18 protein-coding genes are annotated in these 23,002 nt (G+C 71.2%); 16 read left to right on the top strand and 2 right to left on the bottom strand.

The features are described from left to right. Positions 1–24 precede the first annotated feature (24 nt). Positions 25–639, bottom strand: coding sequence for a beta-class carbonic anhydrase (locus tag ACFY04_RS01350; RefSeq protein ID WP_389113660.1), 615 nt, complete (start codon positions 637–639; stop codon positions 25–27). Between the two features lie 363 nt (positions 640–1,002). On the opposite strand from ACFY04_RS01350, the gene rsmH reads away from it, so the two are divergent. From rsmH to ACFY04_RS01270, 16 genes are all read left to right on the top strand, one after another. Beyond that, a complete protein-coding gene (gene rsmH / locus ACFY04_RS01345; RefSeq protein ID WP_053702208.1) occupies positions 1,003–1,932 on the top strand; it encodes a 16S rRNA (cytosine(1402)-N(4))-methyltransferase RsmH in 930 nt (309 codons plus the stop codon). Next, a complete protein-coding gene (locus ACFY04_RS01340) occupies positions 1,929–2,480 on the top strand; it encodes a hypothetical protein (RefSeq protein WP_389113659.1) in 552 nt (183 codons plus the stop codon). The genes rsmH and ACFY04_RS01340 overlap by 4 nt, the downstream gene beginning before the upstream one ends. Positions 2,481–2,693: 213 nt before the next feature. Next, positions 2,694–4,715, top strand: coding sequence for a peptidoglycan D,D-transpeptidase FtsI family protein (locus ACFY04_RS01335; RefSeq protein WP_389113658.1), 2,022 nt, complete (start codon positions 2,694–2,696; stop codon positions 4,713–4,715). 44 nt (positions 4,716–4,759) lie between these two features. Next, positions 4,760–6,484 carry a UDP-N-acetylmuramoyl-L-alanyl-D-glutamate--2,6-diaminopimelate ligase gene (locus tag ACFY04_RS01330; protein ID WP_389113657.1) on the top strand — a complete coding sequence of 575 codons (1,725 nt, stop codon included), beginning with the start codon at positions 4,760–4,762 and terminating at the stop codon, positions 6,482–6,484. Beyond that, positions 6,481–7,911: a UDP-N-acetylmuramoyl-tripeptide--D-alanyl-D-alanine ligase gene (gene murF, locus ACFY04_RS01325; protein WP_389113656.1), complete on the top strand. Its 1,431-nt coding sequence runs from the start codon at positions 6,481–6,483 to the stop codon at positions 7,909–7,911. The genes ACFY04_RS01330 and murF overlap by 4 nt, the downstream gene beginning before the upstream one ends. After that, positions 7,908–8,978: a phospho-N-acetylmuramoyl-pentapeptide-transferase gene (gene mraY / locus ACFY04_RS01320; protein WP_030012327.1), complete on the top strand. Its 1,071-nt coding sequence runs from the start codon at positions 7,908–7,910 to the stop codon at positions 8,976–8,978. Before murF ends, mraY begins: the two co-directional genes overlap by 4 nt. Further along, positions 8,960–10,477, top strand: coding sequence for a UDP-N-acetylmuramoyl-L-alanine--D-glutamate ligase (gene murD / locus ACFY04_RS01315; protein WP_389113655.1), 1,518 nt, complete (start codon positions 8,960–8,962; stop codon positions 10,475–10,477). Before mraY ends, murD begins: the two co-directional genes overlap by 19 nt. 69 nt (positions 10,478–10,546) lie before the next feature. Then, the gene (gene ftsW, locus ACFY04_RS01310) at positions 10,547–11,908 is read left to right on the top strand and encodes a putative lipid II flippase FtsW (RefSeq protein WP_389113654.1); all 1,362 of its coding nucleotides are present in this window, start codon (positions 10,547–10,549) and stop codon (positions 11,906–11,908) included. A gap of 6 nt (positions 11,909–11,914) precedes the next feature. After that, complete coding sequence (murG, locus tag ACFY04_RS01305) at positions 11,915–13,009, top strand: undecaprenyldiphospho-muramoylpentapeptide beta-N-acetylglucosaminyltransferase (RefSeq protein WP_314248798.1); 1,095 nt, start codon at positions 11,915–11,917, stop codon at positions 13,007–13,009. 31 nt (positions 13,010–13,040) lie between these two features. After that, positions 13,041–13,913 (top strand): cell division protein FtsQ/DivIB, encoded by an 873-nt coding sequence (locus tag ACFY04_RS01300; RefSeq protein ID WP_389113653.1) that lies wholly within the window; start codon positions 13,041–13,043, stop codon positions 13,911–13,913. Positions 13,914–14,192: 279 nt separating this feature from the next. Further along, the gene (gene ftsZ, locus ACFY04_RS01295) at positions 14,193–15,398 is read left to right on the top strand and encodes a cell division protein FtsZ (protein WP_389113652.1); all 1,206 of its coding nucleotides are present in this window, start codon (positions 14,193–14,195) and stop codon (positions 15,396–15,398) included. Beyond that, positions 15,395–16,183 (top strand): peptidoglycan editing factor PgeF, encoded by a 789-nt coding sequence (gene pgeF, locus ACFY04_RS01290; RefSeq protein WP_389113651.1) that lies wholly within the window; start codon positions 15,395–15,397, stop codon positions 16,181–16,183. The genes ftsZ and pgeF overlap by 4 nt, the downstream gene beginning before the upstream one ends. Next, positions 16,170–16,889, top strand: coding sequence for a YggS family pyridoxal phosphate-dependent enzyme (locus ACFY04_RS01285; protein WP_389113650.1), 720 nt, complete (start codon positions 16,170–16,172; stop codon positions 16,887–16,889). The genes pgeF and ACFY04_RS01285 overlap by 14 nt, the downstream gene beginning before the upstream one ends. A 149-nt stretch (positions 16,890–17,038) precedes the next feature. Then, positions 17,039–17,656, top strand: a complete 618-nt coding sequence (locus ACFY04_RS01280; protein ID WP_189736204.1) for a cell division protein SepF — start codon at positions 17,039–17,041, stop codon at positions 17,654–17,656. 60 nt (positions 17,657–17,716) lie between these two features. After that, the gene (locus ACFY04_RS01275; RefSeq protein ID WP_030012625.1) at positions 17,717–18,013 is read left to right on the top strand and encodes a YggT family protein; all 297 of its coding nucleotides are present in this window, start codon (positions 17,717–17,719) and stop codon (positions 18,011–18,013) included. Between the two features lie 82 nt (positions 18,014–18,095). Further along, on the top strand, positions 18,096–19,316 hold the full coding sequence (locus ACFY04_RS01270; protein ID WP_389113649.1) for a DivIVA domain-containing protein: 1,221 nt from the start codon (positions 18,096–18,098) through the stop codon (positions 19,314–19,316). 279 nt (positions 19,317–19,595) lie between these two features. Here the strand turns inward: ACFY04_RS01270 and ileS are convergent, their stop codons facing one another. Next, positions 19,596–22,754: an isoleucine--tRNA ligase gene (ileS, locus tag ACFY04_RS01265; protein ID WP_389113648.1), complete on the bottom strand. Its 3,159-nt coding sequence runs from the start codon at positions 22,752–22,754 to the stop codon at positions 19,596–19,598. Positions 22,755–23,002 lie beyond the last annotated feature (248 nt).

Genomic DNA, 23,002 nt, shown 5'->3' with positions numbered 1-23,002 from the left:
GACGGCGTTACGGCCTTGTGTCACTCAAGAGCTGGGATCGATCTCCCGCAGGAGCCCGGTGTGCACATCGAAGACGAAGCCTCGCACATCGTCCTTGTGGGGCAGGAACGGGTTCGTGCGGACCCGCTGCATGGACTGGCGAACGTCCTGGTCGACGTCCCGGAAGGCCTCGACGGCCCAGGCGGGACGCTGGCCGACCTCGTCCTCCAGCTCGTGCCGGAAGTCCTCGGTCAGGTTCTCGAGTCCACAGCCGGTGTGGTGGATGAGTATCACCGTGCGGGTGCCCAGGGCGCGCTGGCTGATGGTGAGGGAGCGGATCGTGTCGTCGGTGACCACGCCGCCCGCGTTGCGGATCGTGTGACAGTCGCCGAGTTCCAGGCCGAGGGCCTTGTGCAGGTCGAGGCGGGCGTCCATACAGGCCACGACGGCGACCTGGAGGACGGGCCGGGCGTCCATGCCAGGGTCCGAGAACTGCGCGGCGTAGCGCTGATTCGCCTCGACCAGCCGGTCGGTGACGGATCCGCCGTCGGATGCCTCGGGCGCGGACTCGGCAGGCAGGGATGCGGAAGTCGTCATGGGTACGACGTTAGTGGTCACGGCGGGTTGTGGCCTCGCGTGAGAGCGGACAAAGAACACCAACGAGGCTTGTTGTGAGCTAACCCACAGGGGTGGGCGTGACGCGGCTGTTCGGGTGATTCGCGGCATTTGCCGGTTCGCTCCGAGAGCGGTACACGGCGCGCGGGGCGGTTCGTTGACCGCGGCGACCGTTGCACTAAAGTGACGCGAACCGGCCGGAGCCCGGCCCTGACCGGCCGCCCGGCCCCCGATGAACACTCCGCGTGCGCGGCGCGTACGTACGGCCCGGCCCTCTCCCGCTCACCGGCCGGCCGGCGCCACCTTCCCCGGCGCCGGCCGCGGATGCGGGGAGCCGGTGGTGCGTACGCCTGCCGCGCCGTTATCTGAGAGGGCGCTTTGACTAGCGAGTCCCGACATGTCCCGGTGATGCTCCAGCGGTGCCTGGACCTGTTGGCCCCGGCGCTGGAGAGGCCCGGGGCCGTCGTCGTCGACTGCACCCTCGGCCTCGGCGGCCACAGCGAGGCCCTGCTGACCCGGTTCCCCGAGGCCCACCTGATCGGCCTCGACCGCGACAAGGAGGCCCTGCGGCTCTCCGGCGAGCGGCTCGCGCCCTTCGGCGACCGGGCCACCCTCGTCCACGCGATCTACGCCGACCTCGCCGAGGTCCTGGACGGGCTGGGCATCCCGGCGGTCCAGGGCATCCTCTTCGACCTGGGCGTCTCCTCCATGCAGCTGGACGAGGCCGACCGCGGGTTCGCGTACGCCCAGGACGCGCCGCTGGACATGCGCATGGACCAGACGACGGGCATCAGCGCCGCCGAGGTCCTCAACAGCTACGCGCCGGGCGAGCTGGTGCGGATCCTGCGCCAGTACGGCGAGGAGAAGCAGGCCAAGCGGATCGTCTCGGCGATCGTCCGGGAGCGGGAGAAGGAGCCCTTCACCAACAGCGCCCGGCTGGTCGAGCTGATCCGCGACTCCCTTCCGCAGGCCGCCAAGCGGACCGGCGGCAACCCGGCGAAGCGGACCTTCCAGGCGCTGCGCATCGAGGTCAACGGGGAGCTCTCCGGGCTGGAGCGTGCCATTCCGGCGGCGGTGGACCGGATCGCGGTCGGCGGCCGGATCGCGGTGCTCTCGTACCACTCGCTGGAGGACCGCCTGGTCAAGCAGGTCTTCGCGGCCGGTGCGACCTCGACGGCCCCGCCCGGCCTGCCGGTCGTGCCGGAGAAGTACCAGCCGAAGCTGAAACTGCTCACGCGCGGCGCCGAGCTGCCCACCGAGGAGGAGATCGCCGAGAACCGGCGGGCCGCCCCGGCCAGATTCCGCGGCGTCGAACGCATCCGGGAGGCGCGACTGTGACCAAGGCCGGGAAGGTCGCCACGCTGACCCGCGGGCAGGCGGTCCGCCTCGGCCGGGCGCTCGGCGGCCGCCCGGCCCGCCCGCGGCCCGGCGGGCAGGCGGCCCGGATGCCGTTCGTCCTGCTGGTCGTGGCCCTGCTCGGCGGCGGCCTGATCAGCCTGCTGCTGCTGAACTCGGCACTGAACGAAGGCTCCTTCCAGCTCAGCAGGCTGACGAAGGAGACCACCGCCCTCACCGACGAGGAGCAGGCGCTGCAGCGCGACGTCGACGCCTACTCCGCGCCCGACGCGCTCCAGCGCCGGGCGCACGAGCTGGGCCTGGTCCCCGGCGGCAGCCCGGTCTTCATCGGCCCGGACGGCAAGGTCGCCGGCAGCGCGGCACCGGCCGAAGCCCCGCCGTCGCCCACCCCGAGCCCCCCGGCCGCAGCGCCGGCGGCCCCGGGCGCCTCCCCGGCCGCACCCGCGGCGTCGGCTCCGGCCTCGCAGAGCCCGGCAGCCGCGTCCCCGGCCCAGCCTTTGCAGCAGCCCACTCCCAACCCAGGTCGGTGATGTCGTGACGCGGATCCCTGCGGGGCCGTTCCCCACCCCGCCCTTCCTCCCCCAGCCGCCGCTGGGAGGTGCCCCCGGTTCCCCCGGCCCTGCCCGGACCCGGTCCTCCGGCGCCGCACAGACCGCAGATCCGGCCTCGCCGGCGGTCGAGGCGCAGGGTCCCGGGCGGAACCCCGGGAGGCCGGGCACGGCCCTGCCAGGGGCGGTGGCCGCGTGAGCCCGCAGGAGCCGCCCCGCCGACGGGTGCCCGGACCGGCCAGGCCGCCCCGGGCCGGCGACCGGGCCAGGGCCACCGCCCGCCCGGCCTCGCGCCCGGCGACCCGGCGGCCCGCGGGCCCCCGTACCCCGCACACGATCCGGCTCGGCAGCCCGCGGCCCCGGCTGCGCCTGGTCAGCGTCGGCCTGACCCTCGTCATGCTGGCCTTCGTGGTCCGCCTGCTCCAGGTCCAGGCCGTCGACGCCGCGGCGTTCTCCGCCGAGGCCTCCAAGAACCGCTACACCAGCGTCAAGCTGGCCGCCGAGCGCGGTGAGATCACCGACCGCCGGGGCGTGGCCCTCGCCACCAGCGTCGACGCGTACGACATCACCGCCGACCCGAAGATGTTCACCCCGCAGGACAGCAAGGCCCCGGACGCCCCGCAGCAGGCCGCCGCCCTCCTCGCGCCCATCCTCGGCAAGGACGCCAAGGAGCTCACCGAGCGGCTGAGCAGCAAGAACTCCCGGTACGTCGTCCTCGCCCAGCGCCAGACCCCGCAGGTCTGGAACCAGATCAAGGACCTCAAGCGGGTCTTCGCGGACAAGGCGGCGGCCGACAAGCGGAGCAACGGCCCCGGGGCCAACGTCCTCGCCGGCGTGTTCAAGGAGATCAGCAGCAAGCGCGTGTACCCCAACGGCGACCTCGCCGCGGGGATACTGGGTTACGTCAACGCCGAGGGCAAGGGCGCCGGCGGCCTGGAGTCCTCCCTCGACAAGAAGCTGTCCGGCAAGGACGGCGAGATCACCTACGCCCAGTCCGGCGGCCGCCAGGTCCCCACCGCCGACTCCAACGAGAAGCCCGCCGTCCCCGGCGAGGACATCCAGCTGACCATCGACCGCGACATCCAGTGGGCGGCGCAGAGCGCCATCGCCGAGCAGGTCCAGAAGTCCGAGGCCGACCGCGGCTACGTCATCGTCCAGGACACCCGCACCGGCGAGGTACTGGCCATGGCCAACGCCCCGGGCTTCGACCCCAACGACCTGACCCGGGCCCGCTCCGCCGCCATGGGCAACGCCGCGCTCCAGGACGTGTACGAGCCCGGCTCCACCGCCAAGGTCATGTCGATGGCCGCCGTGCTGGAGGAGAAGAAGGCCACCCCGGAGACCCGTGTCGAGGTCCCCAACCGGCTGCACCGCGGCGACCGGCTGTTCAAGGACGACATCGACCACCCGACCTGGTACCTGACCCTCAACGGGGTCCTCGCCAAGTCCTCCAACATCGGGACCATCCTGGCCACCGGCCAGCTCGGACCCACCCAGCCCGAGGCCAACCAGGTCCTGCACTCCTACCTGACCAAGTTCGGCATCGGCCGGCCCACCGGCCTGAACTACCCCGGCGAGTCCCGCGGCATCCTCGCCGACCCCAAGGACTGGTCCACCTCCCAGCAGTACACGATCCCCTTCGGCCAGGGACTCTCCCTCAACGCCATGCAGGCGGCCTCCGTGTACTCGGCCATCGCCAACGGCGGGGTCCGCATCGAGCCGACGCTGGTACGCGGCACCAAGGGCCCCGACGGCCGCTTCACCCCGGCCCCGGCCCCCGAGCGCAGCCGCGTGATCAGTGCCGAGACCGCCAAGACCCTCGCCGAGATGCTCGAATCCGTGGTCGACGACCAGGAGGGCACCGGCACCAAGGCGCGGATCCCCGGCTACCGGGTCGGCGGCAAGACCGGCACCTCCAACCGGGTGGATCCGGCCACCGGGCGCTACAAGGGCTACACCGCCTCCTTCGCGGGATTCGCACCCGCGGACAACCCGCGCATCACCGTCTACTGCGCCATCCAGAACCCCACGAAGGGCAGCTACTTCGGCGGCCAGATCTGCGGCCCCATCTACAAGAAGGTCATGGAGTTCGCGCTCAAGACCCTCCAGGTGGCCCCCACGGGAACCGCCCCCGCCGGGCTTCCCGTCACCTATGACGCCGCACCTCAGCCCGCCGCGCAGCCCGCCCCGCAGCCCAGTCCGCAGCCCGGTCAGTGACCCACAGCCCGGCCGGCCCGCCAGAAAAGCGTGAGGCACCATCAGTGACAACCATCACCCCGAAACCCGGGAACCCGACGACCGCCGAGGCCGAGGCCGGGGCCTCACTTCGCGGGCGGCCCGCCGCGCCCGGTACGCTCACCGCCGTGCCCCACGCTGATCAGCCCAGAGAGACCCAGAAAGCCCCGGCAACGCCGCCGGGAGCGCCCCGGCCCGCGTCCGCCAGCCCGAGCCCGCTGGGCGAGCTGGCCACCCTGCTGGGCATCCCGGCGCCCGGCGCGGCGCAGATCACCGGCATCACGCACGACTCCCGTGCGGTCCGCCCCGGAGACCTGTACGCGGCCCTGCAGGGAGCCAGGACGCACGGCGCCGACTTCGCCGCCCAGGCCGCAGGCCTCGGTGCCGCCGCCGTGCTGACCGACCCCGCCGGCGCCGAGCGTGCCGCCGCGACCGGCCTGCCGGTCCTGGTCGTCGCCGACCCGCGCGGCCGGATGGGCGGGCTCGCCGCCGCGATCTACGGCCACCCCGGCGAGGACCTCCTCCAGATCGGCATCACCGGAACCTCCGGCAAGACCACCACGGCGTACCTCGTCGAAGGCGGCCTGCGCGCGGCGGGCCGCAGCACCGGACTGGTCGGCACCGTCGAGATGCGCATCGGCGACGAGCGCATCAAGTCCGAGCGGACCACCCCCGAGGCCACCGACCTCCAGGCCCTCTTCGCGGTCATGCGCGACCGCGGCGTCGAAGCCGTGGCCATGGAGGTCTCCAGCCACGCCCTGGTGCTCGGCCGGGTCGACGGCTGCGTCTTCGACGTCGCCGTCTTCAACAACCTGAGCCCCGAGCACATGGAGTTCCACACCGACATGGAGGACTACTTCCAGGCGAAGGCGGGGCTCTTCACCCCCCGCCGGTCCCGCCTGGGCGTGGTCAACCTCGACGACGAGTACGGCCGCCGCCTGGCCAAGGAGGCCACCGTCCCGGTCGTCACCTTCTCGGTCGCGGGCGACCCGGCCGCCGACTGGCGCGCCGAGGACGTGGTCTTCGGCCCGGCGAGCTCCACCCTGACCCTGCTGGGCCCCGAAGGACAGCGCGTCCGCGCCACCGCCCCGCTGCCCGGCCCGTTCAACGTCGCCAACACCGTCGCCGCGATCGTCACGCTCGCCGCCGCCGGCATCGACCCGCAGACCGCCGCGGACGGCGTCGCCGCGGTCCCCGGGGTCCCCGGCCGGCTGGAGCGGGTGGACGCGGGACAGCCGTACCTCGCCGTCGTCGACTACGCGCACAAGACGGACGCCGTGGAATCGGTGCTGCGCGCGCTGCGCGAGGTCACCGAGGGCAAGCTGCACATCGTGCTCGGCTGCGGCGGCGACCGTGACACCACCAAGCGCGGCCCGATGGGGGCCGCGGCCGCCCGGTTCGCCGACGTGGCCGTCCTGACCTCCGACAACCCGCGCTCCGAGGACCCGCTCGCGATCCTCGCCGCGATGTTCGAGGGCGCCGTGTCCGTGCCGCCCGCCGAGCGGGGCACCGTCCTGGTCGACGCCGACCGGGCCGCGGCCATCGCGGCCGCCGTCGCCCGCGCCCGGCCCGGTGACACCGTGCTGGTGGCCGGCAAGGGCCACGAGCAGGGCCAGGACACCGCCGGTGTCGTACGCCCCTTCGACGACCGCGAGGTGCTCCGCGCCGCGATCGAGCACCAGGCGGTGCCCGACCGGACGGCCGCGCTCGATCAAACGATTAAGGCCCGACAGGCCGAGGTGAACCAGTGATCGCCCTTTCCCTCGCCGAGATCGCCGACATCACCGGCGGGCGGCCCCACGACATACCGGATCCGTCCGTCCAGGTCACCGGCCCCGTGGTCTACGACTCCCGCGAGGTCGCCCCGGGCAGCCTGTTCGCCGCCTTCGTCGGCGAGCGGGTCGACGGCCACGACTACGCGCAGCGCGCGGTCTCCGCCGGAGCCGTGGGCGTCCTCGCGACCCGGCCCGTCGGCGTACCGGCCATCGTGGTCCCCGACGTGGTGGCCGCGCTCGGCGCACTCGCCCGGGCCGTGGTCACCCGCCTGGGCACCGACGTAGTGGCCCTCACCGGCTCCGCCGGCAAGACCTCCACCAAGGACCTGATCGCGCAGGTGCTGCAGCACCACGCGCCCACCGTGTGGACCCCCGGGAACCTCAACAACGAGATCGGCCTGCCGATCACGACGCTGCGCGTCACCGAGGACACCCAGCACCTGGTCCTGGAGATGGGCGCCCGCGGCATCGGCCACATCCGCTACCTCACCGGACTGACGCCCCCGCGGATCGGTCTGGTCCTCAACGTCGGCACCGCCCACATCGGCGAGTTCGGCGGCCGTGAGCAGATCGCGCAGGCCAAGGGGGAGCTGGTCGAGGCCCTGCCGGCCGAGGCGGAGGGCGGCGTCGCCGTCCTCAACGCCGATGACCTGCTGGTTCGTGAGATGGCCGGGCGCACGAAGGCCCGTACGGTCCTGTTCGGCGAGGCCGAGGACGCCGAAATCCGGGCCACCGAAGTCCGCATGACGGACCGGGGGCAGGCTTCCTTCACACTGCACACACCGACCGGGTGCAGCGACGTGACCTTGCGGCTGTACGGTGAGCACCACGTGTCGAACGCGCTCGCCGCGGCCGCCGTCGCCCATGTACTGGGCATGTCCGTACAGGAGATCGCCACGGCGCTCTCCGGGGCGGGCACGCTGTCCCGGTGGCGGATGGAGGTCACCGAGCGGGCGGACGGTGTGACGATCGTCAACGACGCCTACAACGCGAACCCCGAGTCCATGCGGGCCGCACTCCGCGCGCTCGCCGCGATGGGCGGTGCCGGCAGGGCGAACGGGGGACGCACGTGGGCGGTGCTCGGCCCGATGGCCGAGCTCGGAGACGACGCTCTCGCCGAGCACGACGCGGTCGGACGACTTGTCGTCCGGCTCAACGTGAGCAAGCTCGTCGCAGTCGGGGGCAGGGAAGCATCCTGGCTGCAACTGGGCGCATATAACGAGGGTTCGTGGGGTGAGGAGTCGGTGCTCGTGTCCGACGCGCAGGCGGCGGTCGACCTGTTGCGCAGTGAACTGCGCCCGGGTGACGTCGTGCTGGTGAAGGCTTCCAGGTCGGCCGGTCTGGAGCGGGTGGCCCAGGGCCTTCTCGACAGCACTGTCGAGGGCGAGGTCGCCGACCGATGAGGCAGATCCTGTTCGCCGGTGTCATCGGCATGTTCCTCACCGTCACCGGCACCCCGCTGCTGATCAAGCTGCTCGCCCGCAAGGGCTACGGCCAGTTCATCCGCGACGACGGCCCCCGCGGCCACGCCGGGAAGAAGGGCACGCCCACCATGGGCGGTATCTCCTTCATCCTGGCGACGCTCATCGCGTACGCCCTGACGAAGGTCCTCACCGGTGAGGAGCCGAGCTTCTCGGGCCTGCTCGTCCTGTTCCTGATGGCCGGCATGGGCCTCGTCGGGTACCTGGACGACTACATCAAGATCGTCAAGCGGCGTTCGCTGGGTCTGCGGGCCAAGGCGAAGATGTCCGGCCAGCTGATCGTCGGCATCGCCTTCGCGGTACTGGCCCTCCAGTTCAAGGACTCGCGCGGGCTGACCCCGGCCTCCACCAAGCTGTCGTTCGTCACGGACTTCGGCTGGTCGATAGGTCCGGTGCTGTTCGTGGTCTGGGCGCTGTTCATGATCCTGGCGATGTCCAACGGCGTGAACCTCACCGACGGTCTGGACGGTCTCGCGACCGGCGCCGCCGTGATGGTCTTCGGCGCCTACACCTTCATCGGTGTCTGGCAGTTCCAGGAGTCCTGCGCCAGGGCCGGTGACCTCACCAACCCGAACGCGTGCTTCGAGGTGCGCGACCCGCTCGACCTCGCGGTCGTCGCCTCCGCCCTCATGGGCGCCTGCTTCGGCTTCCTGTGGTGGAACACCTCGCCCGCCAAGATCTTCATGGGTGACACCGGCTCGCTCGCCCTCGGCGGCGCGCTCGCGGGCCTCGCCATCTGCTCCCGCACGGAGTTCCTGATGGCGCTCCTCGGCGGCCTCTTCGTGCTCATCACGATGTCGGTCGTCATCCAGGTCGGCTCCTTCAAGATGACCGGCAAGCGGGTCTTCCGGATGGCGCCACTGCAGCACCACTTCGAGCTCAAGGGCTGGTCCGAGGTACTGGTCGTGGTCCGCTTCTGGATCATCCAGGGCATGTGCGTGATCGTTGGTCTCGGTCTCTTCTACGCGGGATGGGCAGCCGACAAGTGACGTCCTGGCAGGACAAGAACATCACCGTCGCCGGTCTCGGCGTGAGCGGCATCAGTGCCGCCCGCGCCCTGGCCGGCCTCGGCGCAGTGGTGACCGTCGTCGACAACGGTGACGGTGACGCGCACCGTGCCCGGGCCGCCGAGCTCGCGGCGGAGGGCATCACCGTCCGCCTCGGCCGCCTGGCGGACGGCGGGCAGGCGGGCGAGGTACTGCCCGAGGACACCGAGCTGGTCGTCACCTCGCCGGGCTGGAAGCCCGACAGCCCGCTGTTCGAGGCCGCCGCCAAGGCCGGCGTGGACGTGGTCGGGGACGTGGAGATCGCCTGGCTGCTGCGCGAGGTCGGCCAGGAGCTGCGCGCCGCGCGCTCCGGCGAGGACGGGGCCGCAGCCCCCCGCAGGGCCCCGGCCCCCTGGCTCGCGATCACCGGCACCAACGGCAAGACCACCACCACCCAGATGCTGGCGTCGATCCTGAAGGCCGCGGGGCTGCGCACCGCCGCCGTCGGCAACATCGGCACCCCGATCATCGACGTGGTGCTCGGCGAGCAGGAGTACGACGTGCTCGCCGTCGAACTCTCCAGCTACCAGCTGCACTGGGCGCCCTCGCTGCGCGTCCACTCGGCGGCCGTGCTGAACCTGGCCCCCGACCACCTCGACTGGCACGGCTCGATGCAGGCGTACGCCGCCGACAAGGGCCGGATCTACGAGGGCAACACGGTCGCCTGCGTCTACAACGTCGCCGACCCGGCCACCGAGAACCTGGTCATGGAGGCCGACGTCGAAGAGGGCTGCCGCGCGATCGGCTTCACCCTCGGCGCCCCCGGCCCCTCCATGCTCGGCGTCGTCGACGGCATCCTCGTCGACCGGGCCTTCGTGGAGAACCGGCAGAAGAACGCCCAGGAGCTCGCCGAGGTCGCGGACGTCAACCCGCCGGCCCCGCACAACATCGCCAACGCGCTCGCCGCCGCGGCCCTGGCCCGCGCCTTCGGCGTGGAGCCGCGCGCAGTCCGCGACGGGCTGCGCGACTTCCGCCCGGACGCCCACCGCGTCGCGTACGTGGACGAGGTCGGCTCGGTCACCTACATCGACGACTCCAAGGCCACCAACACGCACGCGGCCGAGGCCTCGCTCGCGGCCTTCGAGCCGGTCGTCTGGATCGCCGGCGGCCTCGCCAAGGGCGCGACCTTCGACGAGCTCGTGAAGAACGCCGCGAAGCGGCTGCGCGGCGCCGTGCTGATCGGCGCCGACCGGGCGCTCATCGCCGAGGCGCTGGCGCGACACGCCCCCGAGGTCCCGGTCGTCGACCTCGACCGGACCGACACTGGGGCGATGCTCGCAGCGGTCCGGGAAGCCGCCGCGCTCGCCGAGCCCGGCGACACGGTCCTGCTGGCACCTGCCTGTGCCTCGATGGACATGTTCGCGAACTACAACAAGCGTGGGGACGCATTCGCCGACGCGGTGCGCGAACTGGCCGCCGAGAACGCTGCGGACACGGCCTAGGCCGGGGCTCCGGGACAGGTTCCCTCCGGCCGGCAGCTCGCCTCGTACGAGTGGAGGGGAAGATCACAGATGCCGGCCAAGCAGATGCTGCCGGGGCGGCGGCCGTCCGCCGTGAAGGCGCAGGGCCGCAAACGCCCTGCGGTGCGTTCGAAGCGGCCTGCCGGGCGCGGGCCGCTGGCCCGGTTCCGGCGTACGCAGCGGCAGTTGCAGAAGGCCTGGGATCGCCCGCTCACCGCCTATTACCTGATTTTCGGCAGTTCCCTGCTCATCACCGTGCTCGGTCTGGTGATGGTGTACTCGGCCTCGATGATCAAGGCCCTCCAGCTCGGCCTCGGCGACGCGTACTTCTTCAAGAAGCAGTTCCTGGCCGCCCTCATCGGTGGCGTGCTCCTGCTGGTCGCCTCCCGGATGCCGGTCAAACTGCACCGGGCGCTCTCGTATCCGGTGCTCGCCGGCACGCTCTTCCTGATGGTCCTGGTCCAGCTCCCGGGGATAGGCGTCTCGATCAACGGCAACCAGAATTGGATCTCCCTTGGCGGTCCGTTCATGCTGCAGCCCAGTGAGTTCGGCAAGCTGGCACTGATCCTGTGGGGCGCCGACCTGCTGGCACGCAAGGGCGACAAGGGGCTGCTGAGCCAGTGGAAGCACCTGCTGGTGCCGCTGGTCCCGGTGGCCTTCCTGCTGCTCGGGCTGATCATGCTGGGCGGCGACATGGGCACCGCGATGATTCTCGGCGCCATCCTGTTCGGTCTGCTCTGGCTGGCCGGAGCCCCGACCCGGTTGTTCGTCGCGGTGCTCGCCTTCGCGGGTGCGATCGTCGCACTGCTCATCAAGACGAGCCCGCACCGGATGGACCGGCTCGAATGCCTCGGTGCGACAGAACCGGGCAAGAACGACCTTTGCTGGCAGGCCGTTCACGGGATCTACGCCCTCGCCTCGGGCGGATGGTTCGGTTCCGGCCTCGGTGCAAGTGTGGAAAAATGGGGGCAACTACCCGAAGCCCACACCGACTTCATCTTCGCCATCACCGGGGAGGAATTGGGTCTCGCGGGGACACTGTCGGTTCTCGCCCTGTTCGCGGCTCTAGGCTATGCGGGTATCCGCGTGGCCGGACGCACGGAGGATTCCTTCGTACGGTTTGCCGCGGGAGGCGTGACCACCTGGATCACGGCCCAGGCCGTGATCAACATCGGTGCGGTGCTCGGCCTGCTGCCGATCGCCGGAGTCCCGCTCCCGCTGTTCTCCTACGGAGGATCAGCCCTGCTGCCGACCATGTTCGCGGTCGGACTGCTCATCGCCTTCGCGCGTGAGGAGCCGGCGGCGCGCGCGGCCCTCGCGATGCGACAGCCGAAGACCGGCTGGTGGCGGACCGGGGTGAGATGGAAGTCGATGAGACGGCGCGTCAAGAAGCGTCCGTCCGGAGAGCGGTGAATTTCGGTGCATGTCGTACTCGCCGGTGGGGGGACCGCCGGCCACATCGAGCCGGCGCTCGCCCTCGCGGACGCCCTGCGCAGGCAGGACCCTTCAGTGGGCATCACCGCCCTCGGCACGGAGCGCGGACTGGAAACCCGCCTGGTGCCGGAACGCGGCTACGAGCTGGGCCTGATCCCCGCCGTTCCGCTGCCCCGCAAGCCGACCCCGGAACTGATCACCGTCCCCGGACGGCTGCGCGGCACCATCAAGGCCGCGGAGGAGATCCTCCTGCGCACCAAGGCCGACTGCGTCGTCGGGTTCGGCGGCTACGTGGCCCTGCCCGGCTACCTCGCGGCCAAGCGCCTCGGGGTGCCGATCATCGTCCACGAGGCCAACGCCCGGCCCGGACTGGCCAATAAGATCGGCTCCCGGTACGCGCACGCCGTCGCGGTCTCCACCCCCGACAGCAAGCTGCGCGGGGCCCGCTACGTGGGCATCCCGCTGCGCCGCTCCATCTCCACCCTCGACCGGGCCGCGGTCCGCCCGGAGGCGCGTGCCGCCTTCGGCCTGGACCCCAACCTGCCCACGCTGCTGGTCTCCGGCGGCTCGCAGGGCGCCCGCCGCCTCAACGAGACGATCCAGCAGGTCGCGCCGACCCTCCAGCGCTCCGGGATCCAGATCCTGCACGCCGTCGGGCCGAAGAACGAACTGCCGCGTGTCGACAACATGCCCGGGATGCCGCCGTATGTGCCGGTACCGTACGTGGACCGGATGGATCTCGCGTACGCCGCCGCCGACATGATGCTGTGCCGTGCGGGAGCGATGACCGTCGCCGAACTCTCCGCCGTGGGGCTCCCCGCCGCCTACGTCCCGTTGCCGATCGGCAACGGTGAACAGCGGCTCAACGCCCAGCCGGTGGTCAAGGCCGGCGGCGGCCTGCTCGTGGACGACGCGGAGCTGACGCCCGACTGGGTGCTGAGCCAGATCCTCCCGGTGCTGTCCGACCCGCACCGCCTGTACGAGATGTCCCGCGCCGCCGGTGAGTTCGGCCGCCGGGACGCCGACGAGCTCCTGGTCGGCATGGTCTACGAGGCGATCGCGGCCCACAGGTCCCGCTGAGGCGGGTAGCGCAGACGCAGGAGGCACAGGAGTGGCCGGAGGGACGACCGCGCGGCGCGGAACACCGTTTTCTGATCGGTCCGGTCCGGATGCCCGCAAGGGCACCGGCGCTCCCACGCCCCCGAAGGCTCCCAAGGGCTCCAAGGCTCCCAAGGCCCCGAAGCCGGCGCAGAGGTCCGACCCCAAGGGCCCTGGCGCACGCCTGCGCCGGGGCCCCGTGCTGGCCTCGCTGGCCGCCGCGGTGCTCCTCGCCGCGAGCGGCACCTGGGTGCTCTACGGCTCGTCCTGGCTCCGCGTGGAGAAGGTCACCGCCACCGGCATGGACGTGCTCACCTCCGAGCAGGTCCTCGGCGCCGCGGCCGTCCCGGTCGGCGCACCCCTGGTGAGCGTCGACACCGAGGAGATCGAGGGCCGCGTCCGCGGCCGGCTGCCGCGCATCGATTCGGTCGACGTGGTGCGGGCCTGGCCGCACGGCATCGGTCTGAAGGTGACGGAACGCAAACCCGTCCTGCTCATCAAAAAGGACGCCAACTTCGTGGAAGTGGACGCATCGGGTGTGCGATTCGACACGGTTCCGAAAGCACCCGCGGGTGTTCCGGTCCTCGAATTGAACGCCGGTCGATCGCCGAGCGCCCGCCGCTTCGACGAGGACCGGCTGCTGCACGAGGCCGTACTCGTCGCGGGCGCCCTCCCGGAACCGATCGCCAGGGAAACGGTGCAGGTCAAGGTGGGTTCCTACGATTCGGTCGTACTGGAGCTCACCCGGGGCCGGTCCGTGACGTGGGGGAGCGGTGAACAGAGCGACGCGAAGGGACGTGCGTTGAACGCTTTGTTGAAAGCCGCCCCCAAGGCCGTTCACTTCGACGTGAGCGTCCCCACCGCCCCTGCTGCGTCCGGGAGTTGACGTCCGGTCCAACAGCGGCGCACCCTGGTTGGCCAGCGATACGGGTGATCACATAGGGTGAAAAGAAAAACGGGAGGTTCGGCGTGTTCGTTGAACACGCGCTACTTGTCGACTTAGTGTCCTGTTCGGAAGAGTCCGAGGAACAGGCACACCCCTAACCCTAAACTTCAGGGTGAGGGTTCGGGTCGGCGCGTTCGGACCATCCCTATTTCGGCATCAGTCGTCGCAACGCAGGCCCGCGAGGCGGCGACACGTAACTCGAGGCGAGAGGCCTTCGACGTGGCAGCACCGCAGAACTACCTCGCAGTCATCAAGGTCATCGGTGTCGGCGGCGGTGGTGTCAATGCCATCAACCGAATGATCGAGGTCGGTCTCAAGGGCGTCGAGTTCATCGCCATCAACACGGACGCCCAGGCGCTGTTGATGAGCGACGCCGACGTCAAGCTCGACGTCGGCCGTGAACTCACCCGTGGCCTCGGCGCCGGCGCCAACCCGGCCGTCGGTCGCAAGGCGGCAGAGGACCACCGCGAGGAGATCGAGGAGGTCCTCAAGGGGGCCGACATGGTCTTCGTCACCGCCGGTGAGGGCGGCGGCACCGGCACCGGCGGCGCACCTGTCGTCGCCAACATCGCGCGCTCGCTGGGCGCCCTGACGATCGGTGTGGTCACCCGGCCGTTCACCTTCGAGGGCCGGCGCCGCGCGAACCAGGCGGAGGACGGCATCGCCGAGCTCCGCGAAGAGGTCGACACCCTCATCGTCATCCCCAACGACCGACTGCTGTCCATCTCGGACCGCCAGGTCAGCGTGCTCGACGCCTTCAAGTCGGCCGACCAGGTCCTGCTCTCGGGCGTCCAGGGCATCACCGACCTCATCACGACCCCGGGTCTGATCAACCTCGACTTCGCCGACGTCAAGTCCGTGATGTCCGAGGCCGGCTCGGCCCTGATGGGCATCGGTTCCGCCCGCGGCGACGACCGCGCCGTGGCCGCCGCCGAGATGGCGATCTCCTCGCCGCTCCTGGAGGCGTCCATCGACGGCGCCCGTGGCGTGCTGCTCTCCATCTCCGGTGGCTCGGACCTCGGTCTCTTCGAGATCAACGAGGCCGCGCAGCTGGTCAGCGAGGCCGCGCACCCCGAGGCGAACATCATCTTCGGCGCCGTCATCGACGACGCGCTCGGCGACGAGGTACGGGTCACCGTCATCGCGGCCGGGTTCGACGGCGGACAGCCCCCGGCCCGCCGGGACAACGTCATCGGCGCCGCGTCCACCAAGCGCGAGGAGCCGGCCCCGGCTCCGGTCCGCGCCGCCGAGCCGGCCCGCCCGGCCTTCGGCGGACTCGGCTCGGTCACCCCGCGCGAGGAGCCCCCGGCCCCGGCCGAGGCGGCCCCGGCCGAGGTCCAGGCCCCCGCGCCGCAGGTCCCCACGGCCCGGCCGTACCAGGACAGCCCGGCCGAGGAGCTGGATGTTCCGGACTTCTTGAAGTGACACCGGAGCAGCATCACGTGGGCGGCGCCCACTTCGCCTTCACCGACCGGTGGGGCGGAGTGAGCGCCGTTCCGTACGAGGAGCTCAATCTCGGCGGCGCGGTCGGAGACGACCCTGCCGCCGTTCTCGCGAACCGGGCACGGGCGGCGAAGTCCCTGGGCCTGGCGCCGGACCGGGTGGTCTGGATGAACCAGGTGCACGGCCGGGACGTGGCCGTGGTGGACGGGCCCTGGGGCACGGACGACGAGGTCCCGGCGGTGGACGCGGTGGTGACCGCCCGTCGGGGACTCGCCCTCGCGGTGCTCACCGCCGACTGCACGCCGGTCCTGCTGGCGGACCCCGTCGCCGGGGTCGTGGCGGCCGCCCACGCCGGGCGGCCGGGGCTGGTCGCCGGGGTGGTGCCCGCCGCCGTCGAGGCGATGGTCGCCCTCGGGGCCGATCCCGGGCGGATCGTCGCCCGTACGGGACCCGCGGTCTGCGGTCACTGTTACGAGGTGCCCGCCGAGATGCGGGAGGCGGTGGCCCAGGTGGTGCCCGCCGCCCGGGCCGAGACGAGCTGGGGGACACCGGCCGTCGACGTGGTCGCCGGGGTGCACGCCCAGCTCGCCGAGGCGGGGGTGGTGCACAGCGGCCGCTCCCCGGTCTGCACACTGGAGTCGCGGGACCACTTCTCGTACCGTCGCGACCGGGTGACCGGACGCCTTGCCGGATATGTCTGGTTGACGGAGCTTTCCCGGGGGACGACCCCCGGACCGCCGGGGGAAAAGAAGAATGACGGATCGTAAGTCGGAGCTCGCCGGGAACCTGGCGCGGGTGGAGGAACGTATCTCGTCCGCCTGCGCGGCGGCGGGGCGGGGGCGGGATGAGGTGACGCTCATCGTGGTCACCAAGACCTACCCCGCGAGCGACGTACGACTGCTGGCGGACCTGGGCGTCCGTCATGTTGCGGAGAATCGTGACCAGGATGCCGCCCCCAAGGCTGCGGCCTGCGCGGATCTGCCGCTCAGCTGGCACTTCGTCGGCCAGTTGCAGACGAACAAAGTCCGTTCCGTGGCGGGATACGCGCAAGTCGTGCAGTCGGTCGACCGGCCGAAACTCGTGACCGCCCTCTCGGCGGCCGCGGTGAACGCCGGCCGGGAGCTCGGGTGCCTCGTGCAGATCGCCCTCGACGCGGAGTCGGGGGAGCGCGGGGCCCGTGGCGGCGCGGCGCCGGAGCAGCTCGCGGAGTTGGCGGACCTCGTCGCCGGGGCTCCGGGACTGCGCATCGACGGCCTGATGACGGTCGCTCCGCTGTCCGGCCCCTACGCGGGACGCGAACAGGCCGCCTTCGAGCGGCTGATGGAATTGTCATCCCGCATGCGCGTGGACCATCCGGCTGCCACGATGGTGTCGGCCGGGATGAGCGCAGACCTGGAACAGGCCGTGGCGGCCGGTGCGACACATGTACGCGTCGGCACTGCGGTACTCGGCGCGAGACCCCGGCTCGGGTAACGTCGCGAAGAAAGTCGGACCACAGCAGAAAATATGGTCATTCCCGCTGATGGGCGGGCAGGCCTAGTGGATCGCGGGCAGTTGGTGACATTCGTGACACGGCGGCACCTGCAACAGGGCGATCCACCACAGAGCGGAGGACTCGGAGAATGGCCGGCGCGATGCGCAAGATGGCGGTCTACCTCGGCCTCGTGGAGGACGACCGGTACGACAACCCGGGGTACGACCCCGACGACGAGTTCGAGCCCGAGCCGGAGATGGAGCGGGCTCGGGAACGGGATCGCCGACAGCAGCCCGTGCATCAATCGCCCGTATCGGACGAACCTGTACGAGCCGCACAGCCTCCGGCGCAGCGCGAACCTATCCCAATTCCGGTGGAAAGCGGACGTCCTGCGCGAATCGCCCCCGTGGCATCCATCACACCTGATCGTACGAACCTGGAGAAGAACGCCCCCGTGATCATGCCCAAGGTCGTCTCCGAGCGGGAGCCGTACCGCATCACGACGCTGCACCCCCGGACCTACAACGAGGCCCGTACCATCGGGGAACACTTCCGTGAGGGCACTCCGGTGATCATGAATCTCACGGAGATGGACGACACGGACGCGAAGCGTCTCGTGGACTTCGCCGCCGGACTCGTCTTCGGTCTGCACGGCAGCATTGAACGCGTGACACAGAAGGTGTTCCTGCTGTCGCCTGCTAACGTCGATGTCACGGCGGAGGACAAGGCCCGCATCGCGGAGGGCGGGTTCTTCAACCAAAGCTAGACCGATCCGTCAGACACGGGGCCGGGAACACAGCGGGAGCAGGGGAGAGGGAAGCACGGAATGGGTGTCGCACTGCAAGTGATCTACTTCGCCTTGGGGTGCTTCCTCGTCGTGCTGATCTTCCGCCTGGTCATGGACTACGTGTTCCAGTTCGCACGTTCCTGGACACCCGGCAAGGCGATGGTGGTCGTACTGGAGGCCACCTACAGCGTCACCGATCCACCGCTCAAGCTTCTTCGGCGGGTCATTCCGCCGTTGCGTCTCGGGGGCGTGGCACTCGACCTGTCCTTCTTCGTTCTGATGATCATCGTTTACATCCTCATCAGTTTCGTGCGCACCGCTGCGAGCGGCTTGTGAACGATGTGCTTCCCCGCGGGCGCGGGGACAGTCCCGATACGGTCTTGCCGACTGCCGACGACTACGTAGAGGTGAAGAAGACATGCCGCTGACTCCCGAGGACGTGCGGAACAAGCAGTTCACGACCGTCCGCCTCCGAGAAGGCTATGACGAGGACGAGGTCGATGCCTTCCTCGACGAGGTCGAGTCCGAACTGACGCGCCTGCTGCGCGAGAACGAGGACCTGCGCGCCAAGCTGGCCGCCGCCACGCGTGCCGCCGCGCAGAGCCAGCAGCAGCAGGGCATGCGCAAGCCGGAACCCCAGGACCAGCGCGGCCCCGGCGCCCCCGTGCCCGCGGCCATATCCGGCCCGCCGCAGCAGCAGCAGCAGCCGCAGATGGGCCCGCCGCAGCTCCAGGGTGGCCCGCCGCAGCTTCCGCCGGGCCCCGGCGGCCAGGGCCAGCAGGGCCCCGGCCCGATGGGCGGCCCCATGGGCGGTCCCATGCAGCAGCACCCCATGGGTGGACCCCAGGGCATGCAGCAGCAGCCCATGGGCGGCCCCCAGGGCATGCAGCAGCAGTCGATGGGCGGCCAGAACCCGCTCGGCCAGCAGATGCAGCCCATGGGCCAGCAGATGCAGCCGATGGGGCAGCAGATGCAGCCCATGGGTCAGCCGATGCACCAGCAGCAGCCGCAGCTTCCGCAGCAGGGCGCCGGTGGCGACAGCGCCGCCCGTGTCCTGTCGCTGGCGCAGCAGACCGCCGACCAGGCGATCGCGGAGGCCCGCTCCGAGGCCAACAAGATCGTCGGCGAGGCGCGGTCGCGCGCCGAGGGCCTGGAGCGGGACGCCCGTGCCAAGGCCGACGCGCTGGAGCGGGACGCGCAGGAGAAGCACCGCGTCGCGATGGGCTCCCTGGAGTCCGCCCGCGCCACGCTGGAGCGCAAGGTCGAGGACCTGCGGGGCTTCGAGCGTGAGTACCGTACGCGTCTGAAGTCCTACCTGGAGTCGCAGCTGCGCCAGCTGGAGACCCAGGCGGACGACTCCCTGGCCCCGCCGCGGAACCCGGCCGGTCCCGCGCTGCCGCCGTCGCCCTCGATGGCTCCGGCCGGTGCGATGGGCCACTCCATGGGCGGTCCCTCGATGGGTGGCCCGTCCCCCATGGGCGGTCCCTCCCCGATGGGTGCCCCGTCCTACGGCGGCAACCAGCAGCAGATGTCCCCGGCGATGACCCAGCCGATGGCTCCGGTCCGGCCGGCTGCGCCGCAGCCGATGCAGGCGCCGTCGCCGATGCGGGGCTTCCTGATCGACGAGGACGACAACTAGGCGCCGCCGCCGTTCTGCGGTCGGCAGCCGCGCTCTACGGGCCGGGCCCGAGGTTCCCCACGGAACCTCGGGCCCGGCCCGTTCTGCTGCCCGCGTGCGGCGCCGTTGCGGGGGCGCCGCCCCCGAGCCCCCGAGCCCCCGCGCCTCAAACGCCGGCGAGGCTGGAGTTTTCAGCCCCGCCGGCGTTTGAGGCGCGGGTCCGGGCGGAGCCCGGGAAGAGGTGGGGCAGACGAAAGCGGCCCGTCCCCCCGGGAGGGAACGGGCCGCTCGGGCTGGGGGCTACGCCTTGCGGAGGCGGAACGTCAGGCCGAGGGACTCGTCCGTGAACGGCTCACCGTAGGCGGCATCGGCGTCGCCGGACGCGAAGTCCGTGGCGAGGACCTCGTCCGCGATCAGGGCCGCGTGGTCCGTCAGGGCCGTCACGACCTCCGGGTCCGCGGAGGACCAGCGGAGCGTGATGCGGTCCGCCACATCGAGGCCGGAGTTCTTCCGGGCCTCCTGGATCAGGCGGATCGCGTCACGGGCCAGCCCCGCCAGCCGCAGCTCCGGGGTGATCTCCAGGTCCAGGGCGACCGTCGCGCCCGAGTCGGACGCCACCGACCAGCCCTCGCGCGGGGTCTCCGTGATGATGACCTCCTCCGGCGAGAGGGAGATCTCCTCGCCGTTCAGCGAGATCACCGCCGAGCCGGCCCGCAGGGCCAGGGACAGCGCCGCCGCGTCGGCCGCGGCCACCGCCTTCGCGACGTCCTGGACGCCCTTGCCGAAGCGCTTGCCCAGCGCCCGGAAGTTCGCCTTCGCCGTCGTGTCGACCAGGGACCCGCCGACCTCGGACAGGGAGGCCAGGGAGGAGACGTTCAGCTCCTCCGTGATCTGGGACTGCAGCTCGGGGGAGAGCGCGTCGAAGCCCACCGCGCCGACCAGGGCCCGGGAGAGGGGCTGGCGGGTCTTGACGCCCGACTCCGCACGCGTCGCCCGGCCCAGCTCCACCAGGCGGCGGACCAGCTGCATCTGCTGGGACAGGGCCGGGTCGATCGCCGCGGTGTCCGCCACCGGCCAGGTGGAGAGGTGGACCGACTCCGGGGCGTCCGGGGTGACCGGGACGACCATGTCCTGCCAGACCCGCTCCGTGATGAACGGGGTCAGCGGGGCGAGCAGGCGCGTCACCGTCTCGACCACGTCGTGGAGGGTCCGCAGCGCGGCCGCGTCGCCCTGCCAGAAGCGGCGGCGCGAGCGGCGGACGTACCAGTTGGACAGGTCGTCCACGAACGCGGAGAGGAGCTTGCCCGCGCGCTGGGTGTCGTACGACTCCATCGCCTCGGTGACCTCGGCGACGAGCGTGTGGAGCTCCGAGAGCAGCCACCGGTCGAGGACCGTGCGGTCGGCCGGGGCCGGGTCGGAGGCGGAGGGCGCCCAGTTCGACGTACGGGCGTACAGGGCCTGGAAGGCGACCGTGTTCCAGTACGTGAGGAGGGTCTTGCGGACGACCTCCTGGATCGTGCCGTGGCCCACGCGGCGCGCCGCCCACGGGGAGCCGCCGGCCGCCATGAACCAGCGCACCGCGTCCGCGCCGTGCTGGTCCATGAGCGGGATCGGCTGCAGGATGTTGCCCAGGTGCTTGGACATCTTCCGGCCGTCCTCAGCGAGGATGTGGCCCAGGCAGACCACGTTCTCGTACGAGGACTTGTCGAAGACCAGCGTGCCGACCGCCATCAGCGTGTAGAACCAGCCGCGCGTCTGGTCGATCGCCTCCGAGATGAACTGCGCCGGGTAGCGCTTCTCGAAGATCTCCTTGTTCTTGTACGGGTAGCCCCACTGCGCGAACGGCATCGAGCCCGAGTCGTACCAGGCGTCGATGACCTCCGGGACGCGGACGGCCTCCAGCGAGCAGCCCTCCGCCGTGCAGGGGAAGGTGACCTCGTCGATGTACGGGCGGTGCGGATCCAGGTTCGAGTGGTCCCGGCCCGAGAGCTCGGACAGCTCGGCGCGGGAGCCGACGCAGGTGAGGTGGTTCTCCTCACAGCGCCAGATCGGCAGCGGGGTGCCCCAGTACCGGTTGCGGGACAGCGCCCAGTCGATGTTGTTGTTCAGCCAGTCGCCGAAGCGGCCCTGCTTGACCGAGTCGGGGAACCAGTTCGTCTTCTCGTTCTCCCGCAGCATCGCGTCCTTGACGGCGGTGGTGCGGATGTACCAGGACGGCTGCGCGTAGTAGAGCAGGGCCGTGTGGCAGCGCCAGCAGTGCGGGTAGCTGTGCTCGTAGGCGATGTGCTTGAAGAGCAGGCCGCGCGCGTCGAGGTCGGCGGTCAGCTTCTCGTCGGCCTTCTTGAAGAAGATGCCGCCGACCAGCGGGACCTCCTCCTCGAAGGTGCCGTCGGGGCGGACCGGGTTGACGACGGGCAGGCCGTACGCGCGGCAGACCGCGAGGTCGTCGGCGCCGAAGGCGGGGGACTGGTGGACCAGACCGGTGCCGTCCTCGGTCGTGACGTACTCGGCGTTCACGACGTAGTGGGCGGGCTCGGGGAACTCGACGAGCGAGAACGGACGCTCGTACGTCCAGCGCTCCATCTCCTTGCCCGTGAAGGTCTGGCCGGTGGCCTCCCAGCCCTCGCCCAGGGACTTCTCCAGCAGCGGCTGGGCGACGACCAGCTTCTCCGAGCCCTCGGCGCCGGTGCGCGTGGCCACCACGTAGGTGACCTCGGGGTGCGCGGCCACGGCGGTGTTGGACACCAGGGTCCACGGGGTCGTCGTCCAGACCAGCAGCGCCGCCTCGCCCGCGAGCGGGCCGGAGGTCAGCGGGAAGCGGACGTAGACCGAGGGGTCCACGACGGTCTCGTAGCCCTGGGCCAGCTCGTGGTCGGAGAGGCCGGTGCCGCAGCGGGGGCACCAGGGGGCGACGCGGTGGTCCTGGGTGAGCAGGCCCTTGTTGAAGATCTCCTTCAGCGACCACCACACGGACTCCACGTACTCGGGGTCCATGGTCCGGTAGGCGTCGTCCAGGTCGACCCAGTAGCCCATGCGGGTCGTGAGCTCGGTGAACGCGTCGGTGTGGCGGGTCACGGACTCGCGGCACTTGGCGTTGAACTCGGCGATGCCGTACGCCTCGATGTCCTGCTTGCCGTTGAAGCCCAGCTCCTTCTCGACGGCGAGCTCGACGGGCAGGCCGTGGCAGTCCCAGCCGGCCTTGCGGGCCACGTGGTAGCCGCGCATGGTGCGGAACCGGGGGAAGACGTCCTTGAAGACGCGGGCCTCGATGTGGTGCGCGCCGGGCATGCCGTTCGCGGTGGGCGGGCCCTCGTAGAAGACCCACTCGGGGCGGCCCTCGGACTGCTCCAGGGTCTTGGCGAAGGTCTTGCTCTCGCGCCAGAAGTCGAGGACGGCGTGCTCAAGGGCAGGCAGGTCGACCTGGGCGGGTACCGGGCGGTACTGCGGCGGTGTGGTCATGAGGCTGAACTCTTCCTCCGGCGGGGTGTCACTTCCGTCCGGAGGGACGAGAGCACTGCTGCTCCCGCGGTACCACCCTCCTTGGCCGCCGGACGGATCCGGTGGCCCCCTCATTGGGGTGCGAAGCCGGTTCTACTCGCCGTACGGGGATCCCGTGCGGGCTTTCTTCCGGCGGCTCAGGGGTGATCCTTCACATCGCGCTCGCCCCCGGGCTCTCACCGTCCCCGGGTCGCTCCTGGCTGCGTACG

This window comes from Streptomyces sp. NPDC001549 (genome assembly GCF_042894025.1).
Lineage (GTDB): Bacteria > Actinomycetota > Actinomycetes > Streptomycetales > Streptomycetaceae > Streptomyces > Streptomyces kutzneri.
Note: the sequence above shows the minus strand (reverse complement) of the source record. Positions and strands in the feature narration are given on the sequence as shown.

Excerpts from the sequence above, each read along its gene's own strand:
- rsmH (WP_053702208.1), top strand. The coding sequence starts at position 1,003 with ATGCTCCAGCGGTGCCTGGACCTGTTGGCCCCGGCGCTGGAGAGGCCC.
- mraY (WP_030012327.1), top strand. The coding sequence starts at position 7,908 with ATGAGGCAGATCCTGTTCGCCGGTGTCATCGGCATGTTCCTCACCGTC.
- murD (WP_389113655.1), top strand. The coding sequence starts at position 8,960 with ATGGGCAGCCGACAAGTGACGTCCTGGCAGGACAAGAACATCACCGTC.
- ftsW (WP_389113654.1), top strand. The coding sequence starts at position 10,547 with ATGCCGGCCAAGCAGATGCTGCCGGGGCGGCGGCCGTCCGCCGTGAAG.
- ACFY04_RS01285 (WP_389113650.1), top strand. The coding sequence starts at position 16,170 with ATGACGGATCGTAAGTCGGAGCTCGCCGGGAACCTGGCGCGGGTGGAG.
- ACFY04_RS01280 (WP_189736204.1), top strand. The coding sequence starts at position 17,039 with ATGGCCGGCGCGATGCGCAAGATGGCGGTCTACCTCGGCCTCGTGGAG.
- ACFY04_RS01275 (WP_030012625.1), top strand. The coding sequence starts at position 17,717 with ATGGGTGTCGCACTGCAAGTGATCTACTTCGCCTTGGGGTGCTTCCTC.
- ACFY04_RS01270 (WP_389113649.1), top strand. The coding sequence starts at position 18,096 with ATGCCGCTGACTCCCGAGGACGTGCGGAACAAGCAGTTCACGACCGTC.
- ileS (WP_389113648.1), bottom strand. The coding sequence starts at position 22,754 with ATGACCACACCGCCGCAGTACCGCCCGGTACCCGCCCAGGTCGACCTG.